We start from the raw sequence: 15,973 nt of genomic DNA on the forward strand, positions 1-15,973 counted from the left end.
GAGCCCACAAAGCTTATGTTGCGCTGCAAGGTGGCGTGCTAACCTGAAATTGACGGTGGGGAGCCAACTGGCCTGATGCCGGCCGTCACCCTGACTTCGTTCCCATTTATTCCGCGAGCGTCACGGCAGAGGCGATTGCATGATGGCTAAGTGTCCGAAGTGGGTCAAAACAATCGCGATAGCCTTGGTGCTTGCGCAAAGCTGCACGTCGGTGTTGCCTGCTCAAGAGGCATCCGACCTTGTTGCATCACCGACTCCATCGTCAACCATGACGACAGTCGACGCGCGCTCCCGCCGGCCACTGACCGACTTTTCAATTACGCCATATGCGGCACAGCAAGGGGCTCCTGCCAATGTGAACTGGCTTGCGCAAACCCCGGATGGCTTCCTGTGGCTTTGCACCTCCGAGGGCGTGGTCCGTTTCGACGGCGTCAGTTTCGAGCGAAATCTAGGGAACGGACTGCCAGGCGATAGCGCCTCTGCGATGTTCGTAGATCGAAGTGGCGACCTTTGGGTGGGATTCAATGATGGGCGCATCGCGCGTCGCGCCAATGGCGTCTTCAGCGAGATTGACCAAGGCCTTCCAAAAGCTGGACGAATTATCTGGTCGATCGTGCAAGATGCGGGCGGGAATATGTGGGCCACCTCTGGATATGGCCTCTACTACTTGGACGGGTCCTTGTGGCGAGAAGTTGGACATGACGTTGGAGCAAACCCTGGCTCCGTGTACGGCCTCGCTGGACTGCTTGATGACGGACGCTTATTTGTCGCAAACAATAAAAAGGTTTGGTTCCAGATACGTGGAACCATGTCGTTCGAACCAGGCGACAGCAAGGAAATCTGGCGATCGAAACTTGGCTTTGACTACACGCAGCTGCCACCCGGCCCTGCGGTCGACAAGCTCAAGACGATCATCGAGCGGCCGCTTGGCATCTCGCTCCGCGCTATCTCAAGAGATGCGACCGGCGCCCTTTGGGCACTGGGAGATAATGTCGAGCGGTTCCACTGGGTGGGATCGCCAGGCGGTAAGCAACAACTAGTGGTCGACGAGCTGAGCTACAGCGCCGACGCCTATGGTCTGTTTTCCGACCGTGAGGGCAACGTCTGGACGGCCAGTATTGACGGCATCCGGCGCTTAAGACCAAACAAGTTTCAAAGCGTCTTTTCGAAGGACACCGTCCCACTGGCTGGCCTCGTTCGAGGCGTGCACGAGGATATCTGGATCGTTCCAACGCAAGCCGGCGACGTCTACGACGTCACTATGGAAGGATCCACAAAATGGGACGCGCTTGGGCGTGGGTTCGCGTCGGCTTCAAGTGATGTGGACGGGAACATTTGGTTTCTGAAGAACGATGCGGATCCGAAGAACGATGACATTCGCATCCTCAAAGACGGAAAGTTCGAGCATCTTCCTTATCCGAAAGGCTTGAACGGCCGCGCGGTGGAGACGATCCTGAGTGACCCTGCCGGCGGTCATCTGTTGGTCTCTACGCTGGGCTTGTACCGCTACAAGGATGGCGCGTGGCTGCCAGACCCCGTTTATGTGAATCTCCCACGAGATCCGCCGAGAGGGGCACGCTCGGACCGGTTTGGCCGAGTCTGGATCATGTACGCCGACAACAGGGTTGCCGTGATAGACAAGTCTGGTCCGACGATGTTTTCGTCGGAGAACGGGCTGTCAGTAGGGGATCCTTGGTCTGTCTATGTTGGTCCAACGAAGACGTGGGTGGTAGGTCTGAGTGGGATTGCCTATCTCGATGGCAACCGCTTCGTTTCCGTTTCGCCCGTGATCCGGTCAAATGGTGAGGCACTCAAGCGAATTCTGGACGCCGTGGAGACGAGCGACGGTGATCTATGGTTGAATGCCGGCGCTGGCGTCGCGCACATATCTCGAAGTGAGATACGCCGCGTGATGGAATCGCCTAGCCAAAGGCCAATCGCGGATGTCTTGGATGAAGAGGACGGACTCCAGGGTGGTCTCGTCCCCGATAACTTCACTGTCTCAATGATCGTGGATAAATCTCGGCGGCTATGGGTGGTACGCGCCCAAGGTGTGTCTTGGATAGATCTCGATCATGTCCCGCACAATGCGGTGCCTCCCCTGGTTTCTTTTACGCGAATGGACGCAGATGACAAGCATCTGGCGACACTTCCCGCCATGAAGCTTCCGGCATTGACACGTTCCGTACGAATTGGCTTCACCGCGCCATCGCTATCGATACCAGAGCGAGTCAGGTTTCGAGTCAAACTGGATGGATTTGACACCGCTTGGCAAGACGCTGGCGCAGTCCGATCTTCCACCTACACCAATCTGGGACCAGGGAAGTACAAGTTTCTGGTGCGTGCATCAAACGAAGATGGACTTTGGGGCGAACAAGATGCCTCGCTATCGTTTGCAATTGCGCCGGCCTATTACCAAACGTGGTGGTTCCGAGCTATCGCCGTACTTGTCGCGCTCTGCGCTCTCTGGCGACTCCTTTCGCTGCGCATTCGCCAGTTGCAGTCGAGACTTCATCTGCAACTTACGACGCGGCACGCCGAGCGGGAGCGCATCGCCCGAGAGCTGCACGATACCTTGATGCAAGGCGTGCACGGCCTCTTACTTCAGGTTCAATCATGGTCCGGCGATACCTCTTTGGCGGAGAGTCGTCGCGATCAAATGAAACGTGCTGAAGACCAAGCGCGCAGTATGTTGATCGAAGGTCGCGACCGCATCATAGAGTTGCGTAATTCAACGTCTGTAGACGCTAACTTGGAGCATAATCTCCGAGAAATATGCGACGAAAGCGCAGCGATTTATGCGTCGACGTTCGTACTGACGAGCGAGGGTGTTGCCCGCACTTTACGTGCGGAAAGCGCAGGCGAAGTTCTCAACATTGGCCGTGAAGCTATTCGAAACGCATTCGCGCACAGCCATGCATCCAAGATTTCGGTGCATGTGCGGTATGGTGCCGATGGCCTGCATATGTTGGTGAGTGACGACGGATGCGGTATCCCTGCAGACATTCTTAAAGCGGGTGGGCGAGACGGGCATTGGGGCATCGTGGGCATGAGGGAGCGTGCCAAACGGATTGGAGCGTACCTGGAAATCCGGCGCGGGAGCCAGGCGGGCACCGAGTTCGTACTAAAGGTTCCTGCTAGCGTAATTTATGTCGCGCCCGCCCGAAAAGTAGTTCGCATGATCGACGTAATGCGCTCAAAGTTCCGCTTTTGATGCGCTTACATTGGTTTGTGAGAGGGCATTCGGCACCCGTCGTAAGAGATGACCTGTTGGCGGCTACGCGATTAGTGGGGGTTGTCGAGGCTCTGCGCTGGCCGGTTCTCTAGGCTCCGCTTATAACCCTCTATGGATACATCGCCCCTCGCCTGGCGTTAGTTTCACCATCTGAGACTTGATAGCCTTAGGCTCGCCGCCATGGACGAAGCCCGCCCAATCCTTCTTGCAGTAGCCGCGAGCCTTGGCCGATTACAGGTCAGGATGCTTCGTCTCTCGAACCGGCAGCTTGCGGTATCGCAGGGTCGCCTCGCGCGCGTGACCAGAAGCCATTGGACAGTTGCGGACCTGTCACCCCCTTCCGAATGGCTGGAAGCGACACCGCCGAGGACATCCCTGGGTGGCGCCATTGCAGCCGTCGCACTGGCGCAGGTCCACTTACTCTCAATGATCGAAGCCGAAGGTCCGATCGACCGAAGACAGGCATGTCGAGTGGTGTGGCACATCAGCTGTGGGGGAGGGTGGAGTCCCATCTTGCTAAGGTTGGCCACCCATCTTGGTGTCTCTTTGGCAAGCTCTCCTTTGGAGGTAACCCACGGGGCGAGCTTGCATCAGGCGGCAATGCCTCGGCGACCGAGGCAGCCAGTGGTCTAAGCGCCATATCACAGAATCCTGCTTGCGACCCGCCGGTCACACCTTGACTGAGCGAAGCGTGTGCGGTTTTCGACGTCCTTAGTTTGGGCGACGCCACCAGATTGCCGCTGTAGGTCCTTCTCTCGGCCGCCACAGCGAGCTTGCTAGCCTCGGCGACGGCATCGATGGTCAGGGGCGTCAAAGCCCCGTGGTACTTCTGCTAACCCATGCCTATCAGGCATGGGGCGAAGCTTACAAAGACTTATTCAAAGCCGTCACGTCAGCCTACATTTCGCGGTGTCAAGAAGTGGGGCCCCTCAAGGCTATGCCTGGCGGGCCGCGTCGCCGAAGTTTGAAGTTCCCATGCTGCACCGTGCCCGGTTCAGCCCCCCCAAGAAACCTGAGGAATTCCCATGTCGAAGCTAGCCAAGAAAGTAGCCCTGGTTACCGGTGGTTCGCGCGGTATCGGCGCCGCCATCGCCAAGCGTCTGGCCGCCGATGGCGCAAGCGTAGCCATCACGTACGCCAAGGACAGCAGCATGGCCTCCGCCGTCGTCAAGGCCATTGAATCCAAGGGCGGAAAAGCCATCGCTATTCAGGCGGATGCCGCCGATGTCGACGCTGTGAAGAGTGCGGTCGACAAAGCGGTTGCCGCTTTCGGCCGGCTCGATGTCCTGGTGAATAATGCCGGCACAGCCATTCCCAAGCCGTTCGAAGAGACCACGCTTGAGGAGTTGAATCGTGTCATCGATATCAATGTCCGCGGTGTGTTCGTCACGACGCAAGCGGCGTTGAAGCATATGAATGACAACGGCCGCATCATCATGATCGGCTCATGCGTGGGCGAACGTGTTATGACGCCAGGCCTCGTGCCGTACTCGGCAACGAAGGGCGCGGTGAAGATGTTTACCCAGGGCCTGTCGAGGGAAGTAGGCGGTCGAGGCATTACGGTTAACAACGTGCAGCCGGGCCCAATCGATACCGATCTGAATCCCGCCGCGGGCGAATGGGCCGTGCCACAGAAGGCGGCCACCGCACTTGACCGCTATGGCACCGTGGATGAAGTCGCTGCGCTGGTGGCATTTATCGCGAGCCCTGAGGCGGCGTACATCACCGGGGCGAATCTGACCGTCGATGGCGGAACCAACGCCTAAACGTGCCCTCATACTTCGCCGGTAGCATCCGCCGAATAGGCCTGGTTGAGAGTCGGCGTGCCACGCACGTCGCCCTCAATCGAGGCAGTAAGCGCTATGGCATCTGGGCGAATGCCGCAGTTTAAAATCGATCACAACGATCTGTTTCAAACGGATCAACGCTACGGTGACCTGCTTTTTTAGACGGTCGGCGCTGTACGTCCGGGTCCATACGCCGCACGACGAAGTTGCCGTGGCTCATCGGACCCGGCTAGTGATGAGAATTTGACCGGGCGTCGAAGTAGCTGATTAGGGCAAGTTATCAGGGCTAGGGCGTGCGCCTGCTTCCAACCAAAGCGGCGACCGCTCCAAGACCAATGCTCTCCGCCCGGTTAATGCCATCTCCAAACTTGAGTGTGGCGATCTTGGCGTTTTGTGGCAGGTAAATCTCTGGTTTCTGCCACCTGGAGCCAGGGATGATCTCATAGGTCTCGACGGGCTAGAGTCTGACCAGCGGGCCTCTGACGTGCTTTCGTCGTATGCTGTCTAACAGCTCGCTCAAAGCGGACACGCGTACCGCGCGCCGCTTAACTTCAGCGTTAGGGGGACTCGTGTCGCATTCGCAACAAGTTGAACAATCGGCTTCCGCAGTTCGCCGCATGTGGGAACGTCACGGGGTGAAGCAACCACTGCGATTCATCGCCTTCTGTTTAAGCATGCTTCCGATCCCCGTCATACAGCAGGTCGGTCAGGCCGTCGACCGGCATCTGTCGGACAAGGATTTGGACAACCGGCTCCAGACACTGTGGGATAAGGTCGTGACGCTCAACGCAACGGCCCAGACCGCGGAGACTGTCGAGGATGCAGTCATTGAAGTTGCCCGAGCTGTTGAGTTGAGCCCAGAGCTACAGCAAGAAACGCGGGCACTGTTACAAGAGCTAGGCGTTCGACAAAAGGAATTTATCGCCATTTCGGAAGAGCGCAGTTTCCAAAGCATACTCAACTCGCTCGTCGTAGCAGAGTCTGCTGTTTTCTCTTCGCGCTCGGGCGCCACGACAAACATTGAGGGAACAACAGTTCACGCAGATCGGACTCTTCTCCATTCGACCGGAGAAAGCAAAAACTACATTAACCACAGTACGTTTCAAGGCATTGGTGGATCCGTGGGCATGCAGGGCATGTCCACACAAGGGAACATCATGGTGCAAGGCAGCTCCGTCGGGTTCGGACCGAACTCATCCCTCATTTTCGGCGGAAATCCTTTTCTTGTTTCCGGAACGTGCCCAAACTGCGGCACGCTAAATCAAGCGGATCGGCGCCAGTTGGTTGGACACTCCCATATCCAGTGTGTCGGTTGCAAGGCAACGCTGCCCTTTCGCCTACCGCCTGCCTAACAATTCGTTCAAGCAGGTGCGAATCGACGTCGCTCCGATTTCAATAGTGGAGGGCTTTAGCGTCCGGGGCGGAACTGCTCTCGCACCGAGTTGTTGGGCAACCATGCTGGCGAAAAAATCGCCACTCCGAGCAATTAAGCCGTCTGCTTGGACATCTGCCAAGCTTTGAGAATGATAAGAAGCAAGCCACGTTTCAGGGGGAGTGTGATGTCCGATGGAAAGATGATTGATCAGGAAGGAAATCGTTCTTTGGATCGCCCGCTCATTGCGTACGCTTTTCTTGCGCAAGCGACGCAGCAACCAGGAGATCTGATGAGCGGGCTAGCGCCCATATTCAAGCCGATTGCTAAACAGAAGAAAGGCGAGAATTTCCAGCCGGAAGAATTCGCGCACATGGTCGAGGATATATACGGAATTAAGCTGCACCCGTGGGCGGCAGAGGATTTAGCGCCAAGGCTTGAGGCTTGCGGCATTCTCACGAAGATTAACCTCCTTGAATCTGGGCAGGCTGCAAGCTATGTCTACGCAGAAGTAGAACAATCGTTTGACGAGGTTTCCGAGGCAGCCATTAGGGCAGTGCTGCGCGACTTTACTGAGTATGCGACGAAGATGCTAAGTGATCACAAGATCACGCTTAGCGAGCAAGAGCTTGAGAAGGTCTTCCTGGATCATCTTGTCCTGACAGACTTCAATTCAATAAGGAGCCGCCCACAACAGTTGGCTGCCGAGCGAAAAAGCGAAAGGACCCTTTCTCTTCCGAAAAGCAAAGCAGTGGAGGACCAAGAAAATGAAAGCGCGCAGTTGGCCCGTCTGGATGTCATCTGTGCCTCATATATCTTGGAGGCCTTCACTAAAAATCGCGACGTCTATGAGCTTCTTGTCAAGATCGCGAGCGGCGCGTTGCTGGCGGAAGTTGTTCTGAATGTTCAGAGCCCTTCGACAGGCATCAATCTACGAGCGTTGACTGTGATTCTTGATGCTCCACTCGTGATGTCCATCCTTGATCTGCGCGCGCCTGAGGCCACCGAGTATGCCAGGGCGTTTGCAAATCAGCTGAAGTCCAATGGGGCGTCACTGAAGATTTTCAATCACTCAATAGACGAGATCGGCTACAACCTAAAAAGTGTTGTCGAAAACGTTTCAAATGGCGGAGGCCACGGTGCTACGGCAAGACGTTTGCGCTTCGAGAAGAATTTTCGCGTTTATCTAACCAGCATCCAGCAAGACATCCGATCCGCCCTTGATCGATTTGACATCAAGCCAATCGAAAGCCCGTCTTCTGCGATTTCGTTGCAGGAGCTCTCAAAAGACGAGGAGAATGAGTTTGGCTCGATGCTTGGTTTTTATCAGAATTGGCAAGCCCAAGCCCGGGACGCATCTTCCGTGGCAGGCACAATACGCCTTAGGCGAAAAGCTCACGCTCGACTGAGCTCCTTTCAAAATGCACTCTATATCTTTGTCACGGAAAATACGCGGGTTGCAGACAAATCAGCCAAATTTGCAGTCACGAAGAAACTCATCATTGAGAACGAGGTTCCGCCGGCCTTGTCGGACCGCTTTCTTGCAGGCCTTCTCTGGGTTGTCTTTGGGGGCAAGACAGATGAGCTTACGCATCATCGATTGCTGGCCAACTGCGTCGCGGCGCTTGAGCCGCGGACAGATGTAACCGCCAAAGTGCAGCAATTCTTGAGCGAGCTCGATGAGCAGAAGGCAGCACACTTCAGAGCACTAATGACGGACGAGCGCGCGGGCCAGCACCTGATGCAGTTGACCTTAGGTGACGCTCTACTCGTTCACACCAGGGACGACGCATCTGACTTGCTGATCGCCATCGAAAGTCAGATGGAGGCGAAGCATAGAGCTCGCTTCGAAGAAAGCGCCGCGGAGATTAAAGCTGCCGCTGACGCTCGAATCGTTGAAATTGAAAAGGAAAAGGCGGAAGAGGTGGCCGAGGCAAAATCCAGGCTCGCGCAAATGGAAAGGGCTGGCTTGCAAGCGGATATGGAGCTGCAATCCCTCAGGGATCGCCAAACTGAAGAACAAGAACGAAGGAAGCAGGTCGAAGAGTCGGCCATGAACGGAAAGAGGGCGCTTCTTAGTGCGGCTGTGAAGGCGGCCATCCGTTCCGCGGGACGCACACGAATCCTTATCTATTTGGCGTTCTTTGCGTTAATGATCTTCATCGCGATTGCTCCCATCTTCGCTGACACAAATAAGCTCAAATGGATGGCCACTTTAGTTGCCGTTATCACAATCATCGTTACCGCCACCGGCTTCTGGGAGCTACCCAGGATCCTGTTCGAGCGCGTTGTTGCGTCCAGGCAATCCGCCGTGTTTAACGAGAAGATTGCGGAGTACGCGTTACAGGGGCACGAGGATTTGTTCGTAATCGACTGGAACTCCGGTGAGGTCGTTCCGAAGTAGTTGATTGAAGATAGGTGTAGTACGGAGAGATGCCTCAGGCGTTTGAGCTTGTGCGCGGCCGACATCACCGCAATACGCTGGGTCACGGTCGACAGCTTCAGTGGCCTGAGCTTCGCCTTGAGACCCGCAGCGACCAGCGCCTGGTCGGCGGCGAGCGGCAACTCACTGACTAGGCCAACCTTGTTTCTGCGCTGGATGTGGTCGACCAGGAACTGGATGACCACGGCCTCGGCTACCGGCAACGTCAGCTCAAGCCCGAAGCGGGCCTGATCCAACCGGCCCAATAGCGCAGAACGGCGGCACGAGGCTGGAGGCGGACGTGGTGAGGGCACATGAGGCGCGGGCGCCCCAAGGGTCTAGCTGTTTGGGTTTCGGTAGTTAAATTCCGGGAACATCACCTCAACGCGCTAAACCCCTGGGGCCCAGCGCACTCAAACTCTGAGAGTCGCACTTATCCGCCAGTCCTGTAGAAGAAACGCAACACTCCTGGAACTTCCGGCTTTTGACATAATATACATTATGCGAAATTAAATGGGCAGGTCGTCGCAGGTGGCCTCGGCCGTTCAAGGCCTTAGCTAGGCTGATTCACCATGTGCAAGGAATGCGCATATGCGTCCCCGCCAACGCTTGAGCTGGGTCTATGACGACCATCGCCAAGAATTCACAACGCCGGCCGGTCGCGTGATCTCACTCCATGAGATCGCGGCCATGATGCAGGATCAACTCATCTGTCACCACGATTTCCAGGGTGCATGGATCGGCTGGCGGATGCGCCAGAACCGACTCATACCCCCATCGGCAAACTTCCGCAGCAGCCAAATCACGCCGAACACGCTGCGTGCCTTCAATCGCTGGCTGGCGAGCTTTGATGGCTACCAGTACCAACTATCACCGGACACGTCCCAACTGGAACAAGCCGGTCAGCCTCAAACCGAAACAACTTCCCGTTCTCGCACTCAATCCGAGGCAGACCCACCGCAGGCGGCTCCCTCGGTGGCTCAATCGCAGCAGCACGAACCACGACGACGCGCTGAGGTGATTGAACTGGCTGCCTATCGGCAGCGCGCCCGCGCTCGATGATGTAGCGGTATAGCGGCACCGTTGCCAGCACGAGCATGGCAGCCAATGCGTAGTAGCCCACGTCTTTCCCGGTCATAAATCCTCCCTGTCCGGGAGAGCCTATCAAAAGCGGGTTTCCCGGGGATGGGTGAGGAACGTAGGTCTAACCATGACGACATGGCCCGCAGGCGCGGGCGATTTGTAGATGACGGCTATCAGGGCGTGTCCGTCATGCGGGAAGCAGATCAAATGCCTTAATTACTTACTCGCGCACTCACTGACCTTAATTCTTTCCTTTAAGGAATTGTATTTATTAACTAGCTCTTCCGGGCCATGCTGCTCAGCACTGTAGGCGTCGGCAGTAAAAAACATATACGGCGTCTCATAAAAAGAATTAGACAGAAAATGCGCGACGTCGAATTTGGAGCTGTAGATGTCGTGATCAAAGCCCGCATTTAATACACTAAAATCTATCGCCGAGGCGGCGCTTTCTTTTGCCCTGTCATAATGGCAATTCCTTAGATGATTTAAGATCTGCATATCTTGTAAGGCTTGCGAGAAATAGACGTTGTATTCGTTCTTTTTGCCGAACACGAAGCCCGACCAAAATGCGGACCAATACATCATCCACCCGAAAGCCACGATCAATACCAGATAAAAGACGCGCTTAATTATCACTTCCCCTCCCCCGTGCATCCCGATGCGAATTGAGTCAGCCTTCCCAGGCATAGGACCTCCCTGTGTCAGGGAGGCTACCAAATGCAGCCTTGGCGAGCGGCGATCTCTACTAGGCCGCCAGACGGTGCTCGTAGTGTAGCCGGGCCCGATCATCGAGAATCGCGTAGAGCGTGGCCAGATTATTCGGGTCTGGACTGAGCCAAGCATCGACATGCTCGGGCTTGATCGGGACGATGCGTCGGTCGTGGCCAGCGGCCAAAACTTCGGACGGCGGCTCGTCGGTGATGGCGGCAAACGAGAATAGGTCGGTTCTGTGGTCTGCACCTTTTGAGATGCTCCAAAGGCAGGCGACCAGCATCTCCTGGGGCGGCTTCGGATCGAATTCGAGAACGACGTTCTCTTCCTTTTCGCCGGGTTGCAGCTCCCTGCCCTCTAGTTTGTGACGTGACACATTTTCGTAGAAGCGGGTCACGATGATGATGCCGTGGTGGTGACCGAACAGCTTACCCCATGACTTTTCGAGGTTGTCGCGGCGGGCGTTGTACGTACCTGGGTATTGGCGTTCGGTCTTTTCATCTCAGCGTGGCAGGCGACACTGATACCGCATGGGCACGACGATGCGCTGCCCTTCCTTCTTGATCATCACTGGCGCCCACTCGCCCGGATAGATGCGTGAGTCCTTGTCGGCAGGTTCCGCGCGTGTCAGGTCGTGCTGAGCGGCCTTGAGCTTATTCGTGGCAATACGCTGGTCTTCGGCTGCCTTCTTGGTAGGCTTCGGGCCGGCGAGCACTCCCTCGGCTTTGGCCAGGCGCTCCTGTAGGGTGGCCACCTCTCTATAGAGTTTGTCGGCCAGGTCGAGGTCGCCCTCGGCTACCAGCTTGGCCAGCTCGAAGCCCTCCTCGCCCTGGGGCTTCCGGAATGCCTCACGCATGGCCTTGGGGATCTTGGTCCAGCCGCCGTCTTTGCGCTTCCCCCAGAACAGCTCGACGAAGCGCTTGATGCTGATGACTGCGCCCCATTCGCGGACGAACTTGTCGTAATCGGCTTCGATCTGGGCGGAATAGCACATGGCCAGGTGCTCGGCTGACGGGCGGATGGCCCACGCGTGGATGAGAATAACGCTAGTACGCGCGACGGTCTTGTGGATGTTTCCACAGAGGAATGGTGCGCCAGTGACATCGAGTCCAACGCTCAAGCTGCGCCTTGGCTTTCCAGAGGCTAGCGTACTTTGCGTAAAACTCCGGGCCGTCGCTCAGGCGGCCTTTCGGCCAGACGCAGGCGTACCACTGGCCCTGAATCGATTGAGCCACCAGGGCGTACTGAATGGTCTTTACCGGGTCGACCACGTGACCGTACCACCTCGCTTCCAGGGTCACCCCGGATACCTTGGGCTGGTCCCATTGGATGACGACGTGATCGCTCATTCTTGGCACGGTACGCCGGAGCAGTCTCAACGGGCGCGACCTGGGCAAAGGCACTTCGCGTCACCAGCCAAATACTACGTATTTGCCCGGCGACACTCAGGTAGATCACAGGCGGCCACCCGATGGGATGGCCTGATGAGCAACGCCCAAGAGCGGGTTTTGCAGGGGTAGTTGCGGGAGTTGAGCCAGGAGTGGCGGTGTAGCCCGCGGGAGCGGGCTATATGCAGGTGGCGGCTTCTACGACAGCAAAAGGGCGTATCCGTCCTGCGGACAACAGAAGCCTTGGGACTTCCTACAACCCTCCCTTGGCAGGCGTATCATCACTCAATTGCGTCGCAACCCTGCCATCCTCACGACCCAAAAAGGGACAAGTCATGAACCTGCGATGGACGCCGATATTTGGAGAATTTAGCGGCATTGATAGCAACGTCCTTACCTTCCACGGCAAGCCCACAAACTGGATCGACGCGGCAACAGGCAAGGAGCGCGATGATGGGGGCGCGGCCGGCTTCGCACTCTGCGATGCGCAATTTAGCGGCGGCACGATCTCGTTGAAGGCTATCTTCGAGGCGCCTACCTCACCTGCCAGCGTGTCCATAGCGCTTGCCGTCGATGTGGGAGCCTCAAAGTCCATAACGATAGGCCTTGGGATTGCGGGGGCGCTCGTCGCCGCTGCAAGCAACGACGGGCGCGAATGGCGTCCAATACAGGGAGCCATGGTGGGCGTTGCGGAAACGATCAAAGCGAACAAAGAATACGAGCTTTCCGTGACCATTATTGGGACTCGTGTACTCGTCAAAGTCAATGGCGCCCAGATGGTTGATTTTGTCTTGCCTAATCCAGTAGCCGGGCTGCCCGTAGGCATGAATGTTCTCTCGAAATCGAAAGTAACCATCAGCGACTATGAGGTAAAGAGCGAAAAGCCGAAGGCTTTTATCGTCATGCAATTCTCTACTCCCTATAACGAGCTCTATAAGGAGGTGATTAAGAAAGTTTGTCTCGAATTTGATGTTGAGCCGGTGCGCGTAGATGAAATCTACTCACAGGGCCTGATCATTCAGGACATCACGAGGCAGCTTACGGAAGCCGCGGTCGTCATTGCTGAGATTACTCCGACAAATGCGAATGTGTATTACGAAGTAGGTTATGCACACGCGATCAACAAACCGACGATTCTGATCGCCGATAAATCAATCAAGCTCCCCTTTGATGTTTCACCATTTCGCGTACTTATGTACGAGAACACGATCGACGGCAAAGGACGCGTCGAAGAAGGTCTTCGTCGACATCTGCAAGCAGTCTTTCGGCCAGGCCAACCAATCTAGTCAATTTTCCTGCCACCGGTCCATGGAGATTTCTGACCTCGACGGCTGGCCGGACAGTGGCCTACGCCCTTCGAGACATGGAGCCAGAACGGATGGCGCAGTAGCCTCCTGCAGCTGTGTGCTGACATTCGACGAATCGGGAAGACAACTAATGCCAAATGCGAAAGCAACGACATTTGCGGATCCTGCGGATATCGCGGCGTTTCAACGCGCAAAGGCGAGAGGGCTATCTGACGAAGAAGCTGCAGCTGTGGGAGACAACGGAGTCGGGCTGTGGGGCGCCGATACTACCTCCACTTCAGTTGCCATGTGCGCGCTCCCCAGGGACGTGTGGATGGCTAAATGGGGTAGCCAGGAGAACGCCGGTGGCAAGAGAGTCACCGTGTCCTACCAGGGCGTCACAGCGACCGGCGAACTTCAAGACACGATGCCGCCCACCGGCAAAATTCACAACCGAGCCGGAATTGACCTCAACCCTGGCTTCTGCATTGCTCTGCATATAGCGGAAGGCGGAGCCTACGACCCAGTGTTCTGGGATTGGACTACATAGCAACTGAAACCGCGCCGCAGCCGTCGACTCCCAAATACCATTCTCGGATCAGAGGATTTCGCGTCTCGCGGCGCCGCGTCTCCTCTTCGCCAGAACGGCTTACTCACCAGACGGCCCTAACACCACATTTTGCGCGGGCGCCGCGAATTGTTGAGGGCGGCACTTCCTAGGAACCTGTGCCGCCCTCGTGCATCACTTCTTTGGACAGAGGATATCCAAGACGGCATCGCCTACGGCTTGGATTATCTGCCCAGTGAGCTTGCCACCGAGCCATAGGGGAACAGCCGCCGCGATAAGCGCGAGTGCATCAGCAATTAGCTTCTTATTGCCGCACACATCGAAACCAACTGTATTGGCGTGGATGCTATTGTTCTTTATGTGCGCTTGTACATCTTGACGCAGCTGGTTGATTGCATCTGCGCTGAGTATCTGGACGTTGGCCACGGTTAACCTCCCTCGGTCGCGATGGAATGAGCGATCAGGTGAGTTGGCGCGACGACACAACTCGGGACCGGGGCGGTGGCTGGACGCTACAACCTCCACCATAGAGGATTCGTGAAGGGTCGGAAGAGACGCTCCCAGCGTGTCCGTAAGGCCACTAGACGACAACGCCCTTTTGTCTACCAATGACCGTCAGGCGCGATGAGAAGAAATGGCAGCGCGCAACAAGCGCCAGGCGTGCAGGAGGCCGTAGCAGCTCGCGTTCGCGCCGATCACCGCGGCCACACCTTCCGAAATCAGGCCGAGGTCGGCCAGTAGCGCAACAATCGGCATCAGCGCATTCCCCTGGCAATTTGGTGTTGTGGCGGGCTGTAGTCCTGCGGAATGCCGGTCTTAGGCCAGTAGCCACTCGAATCGGCCACGGTAGCCGCGGGGGCCGTCGCGGGTGCTTCCTGCTGCTCCCGGTCCGGTCGGCGCATCTCGCGATCCAGGGGCTTGCGGAAGGGGTAGTAGAGGCCGTCGCGTGCGATCGAACGGCAAACACCCGGATCTGTCTCGTATTTCGTGCCCTGCTCCGTGTGACAGGTGCAGCGGCCATCATCGACGGCAATGCAGAACAGCTCGGGCACGCCTTGCACGGGCAACTGATCGTAGGCCGGCGCGGTCCATGGCTGGCCTTTCACGCGCGGCTTGATCCAACTGGCGAAGTCACGGCGGCGCAAATCGTCGTCGGCGTCCTTGGATGAGCAAACCATTTCCCGGTCGTGTACCAGCGAGTCTCGCCACGATCCTTCCTTTGGCCCCGACACCGTCGGTGGTTGACGACGCGTAGCAATCACGGATGATCACGTGACATCCTTGTGGACGTACGACGCCAGGACCGTTCTGGAGAATGGCAAAGCCACCGGCCTCCTCATGACTGTTTCGATGGAAAGCAAGGATGTCCCGGGCCACTCCGGCATTGCCTACAACAAAGAGGTTGCGCGCTTGCAGGTGGACTGTAAGCAGCACACAGCCAGCGTGCTCGAGAATTCGTACTTGGATTCCACTGGCGTCAACGGCGGCAGCGTCGTCCAGTCGGGTTCCTATACCGAGAAGAGGCCCGTCGTCATCGTGCCCGAGTCCATGCTAGACAAAGGTATCGATGCCCTCTGTCAGGCTCCGAATGCAGCGCTGAAGCACGGCTAGCAAATATCCCCATCATGGTGAGATGGCTCTAGTTCGTCACGCATACTGAATGCGTTACGGCGACTGTTAAGCGACGCCTTGCCATCCCTCGATTGAGTTCGCCAACACCCAAACTAACTCCGTCGTTGGTAGCCGATTCGGGAGCGCCAACTAGCGACCACGATGGCGAATGATCGCAGGATCGGGCGAGTGGCCGTTCGGGCCTCGGCTGCCGTTTTCAGCCCTTGGGACGGCGGCGGCCAGGAGAGGAGGATTTGACCGATCCCTTTTTCGACCTCTTGCGTGCAGCGCGCGCAGTCGGCGGTGGTGTGCCTTGCCACTTGGCGATGGTCGCCTCCAACGCTTCCACCCGCCCTGCTTATTCTGCGGCCGTCTGCTCGGCGGTTCGCACCGATTCCAGCAAACCCCGTTCATGGCCTTCGAGTTGGGCGATGTGCTTTTCGCGATCGCGCAGTTCCCGTTCCTTACCGTTAGGCTTACAGCTTCAACAATTGCTAGCTCGCCACCCCG

At 56.9% G+C, this 15,973-nt stretch carries 12 protein-coding genes and 2 pseudogenes; 7 read left to right on the top strand and 7 right to left on the bottom strand.

Translation table 11 applies throughout. The features are described from left to right. Positions 1 to 139 precede the first annotated feature (139 nt). The 4 genes from OUZ49_RS05385 to OUZ49_RS05400 all read left to right on the top strand — a co-directional run bounded on the left by OUZ49_RS05385 (position 140) and on the right by OUZ49_RS05400 (position 8,798). On the top strand, positions 140 to 3,214 hold the full coding sequence (locus OUZ49_RS05385; RefSeq protein WP_266148962.1) for a sensor histidine kinase: 3,075 nt from the start codon (positions 140 to 142) through the stop codon (positions 3,212 to 3,214). Positions 3,215 to 4,260: 1,046 nt separating this feature from the next. Further along, positions 4,261 to 5,001, top strand: a complete 741-nt coding sequence (locus OUZ49_RS05390; protein WP_266148963.1) for an SDR family NAD(P)-dependent oxidoreductase — start codon at positions 4,261 to 4,263, stop codon at positions 4,999 to 5,001. 590 nt (positions 5,002 to 5,591) lie between these two features. After that, positions 5,592 to 6,374 (top strand): hypothetical protein, encoded by a 783-nt coding sequence (locus tag OUZ49_RS05395; protein ID WP_266148964.1) that lies wholly within the window; start codon positions 5,592 to 5,594, stop codon positions 6,372 to 6,374. 207 nt (positions 6,375 to 6,581) lie between these two features. Beyond that, complete coding sequence (locus tag OUZ49_RS05400) at positions 6,582 to 8,798, top strand: hypothetical protein (protein WP_266148965.1); 2,217 nt, start codon at positions 6,582 to 6,584, stop codon at positions 8,796 to 8,798. Between the two features lie 35 nt (positions 8,799 to 8,833). Here OUZ49_RS05400 and OUZ49_RS05405 read toward each other — a convergent pair. Further along, a pseudogene (locus OUZ49_RS05405) lies at positions 8,834 to 9,099 on the bottom strand (integrase); the annotation flags it as partial. A 308-nt stretch (positions 9,100 to 9,407) separates the two neighbouring features. Here OUZ49_RS05405 and OUZ49_RS05410 point away from each other — a divergent pair. Next, complete coding sequence (locus OUZ49_RS05410; RefSeq protein WP_266148966.1) at positions 9,408 to 9,878, top strand: hypothetical protein; 471 nt, start codon at positions 9,408 to 9,410, stop codon at positions 9,876 to 9,878. Positions 9,879 to 10,115: 237 nt separating this feature from the next. On the opposite strand, the gene OUZ49_RS05415 is transcribed toward OUZ49_RS05410, so the two are convergent. The 3 genes and pseudogenes from OUZ49_RS05415 to OUZ49_RS20940 all read right to left on the bottom strand — a co-directional run bounded on the left by OUZ49_RS05415 (position 10,116) and on the right by OUZ49_RS20940 (position 11,604). Beyond that, on the bottom strand, positions 10,116 to 10,586 hold the full coding sequence (locus tag OUZ49_RS05415) for a hypothetical protein (RefSeq protein WP_266148967.1): 471 nt from the start codon (positions 10,584 to 10,586) through the stop codon (positions 10,116 to 10,118). 58 nt (positions 10,587 to 10,644) lie between these two features. Then, positions 10,645 to 11,079, bottom strand: a pseudogene (locus OUZ49_RS20935) (SOS response-associated peptidase family protein); the annotation flags it as partial. A 33-nt stretch (positions 11,080 to 11,112) separates the two neighbouring features. Next, positions 11,113 to 11,604: a hypothetical protein gene (locus OUZ49_RS20940; protein WP_380004129.1), complete on the bottom strand. Its 492-nt coding sequence runs from the start codon at positions 11,602 to 11,604 to the stop codon at positions 11,113 to 11,115. A gap of 729 nt (positions 11,605 to 12,333) precedes the next feature. Here OUZ49_RS20940 and OUZ49_RS05425 point away from each other — a divergent pair. Beyond that, positions 12,334 to 13,284 (top strand): TIR domain-containing protein, encoded by a 951-nt coding sequence (locus OUZ49_RS05425; RefSeq protein WP_266148968.1) that lies wholly within the window; start codon positions 12,334 to 12,336, stop codon positions 13,282 to 13,284. Between the two features lie 742 nt (positions 13,285 to 14,026). Here the strand turns inward: OUZ49_RS05425 and OUZ49_RS05430 are convergent. From OUZ49_RS05430 to OUZ49_RS05440, 3 genes are all read right to left on the bottom strand, one after another. Continuing rightward, positions 14,027 to 14,278, bottom strand: coding sequence for a hypothetical protein (locus OUZ49_RS05430; RefSeq protein WP_266148969.1), 252 nt, complete (start codon positions 14,276 to 14,278; stop codon positions 14,027 to 14,029). Positions 14,279 to 14,467: 189 nt separating this feature from the next. Then, complete coding sequence (locus OUZ49_RS05435; RefSeq protein ID WP_266148970.1) at positions 14,468 to 14,608, bottom strand: hypothetical protein; 141 nt, start codon at positions 14,606 to 14,608, stop codon at positions 14,468 to 14,470. Beyond that, positions 14,608 to 15,030, bottom strand: a complete 423-nt coding sequence (locus tag OUZ49_RS05440; protein ID WP_266148971.1) for a hypothetical protein — start codon at positions 15,028 to 15,030, stop codon at positions 14,608 to 14,610. Before OUZ49_RS05440 ends, OUZ49_RS05435 begins: the two co-directional genes overlap by 1 nt. Positions 15,031 to 15,124: 94 nt before the next feature. Here OUZ49_RS05440 and OUZ49_RS05445 point away from each other — a divergent pair, with 94 nt between their 5' ends. Continuing rightward, the gene (locus OUZ49_RS05445) at positions 15,125 to 15,463 is read left to right on the top strand and encodes a surface-adhesin E family protein (protein WP_266148972.1); all 339 of its coding nucleotides are present in this window, start codon (positions 15,125 to 15,127) and stop codon (positions 15,461 to 15,463) included. Positions 15,464 to 15,973: the final 510 nt, after the last annotated feature.

Source organism: Dyella halodurans (assembly GCF_026283925.1).
Lineage (GTDB): Bacteria > Pseudomonadota > Gammaproteobacteria > Xanthomonadales > Rhodanobacteraceae > Dyella > Dyella halodurans.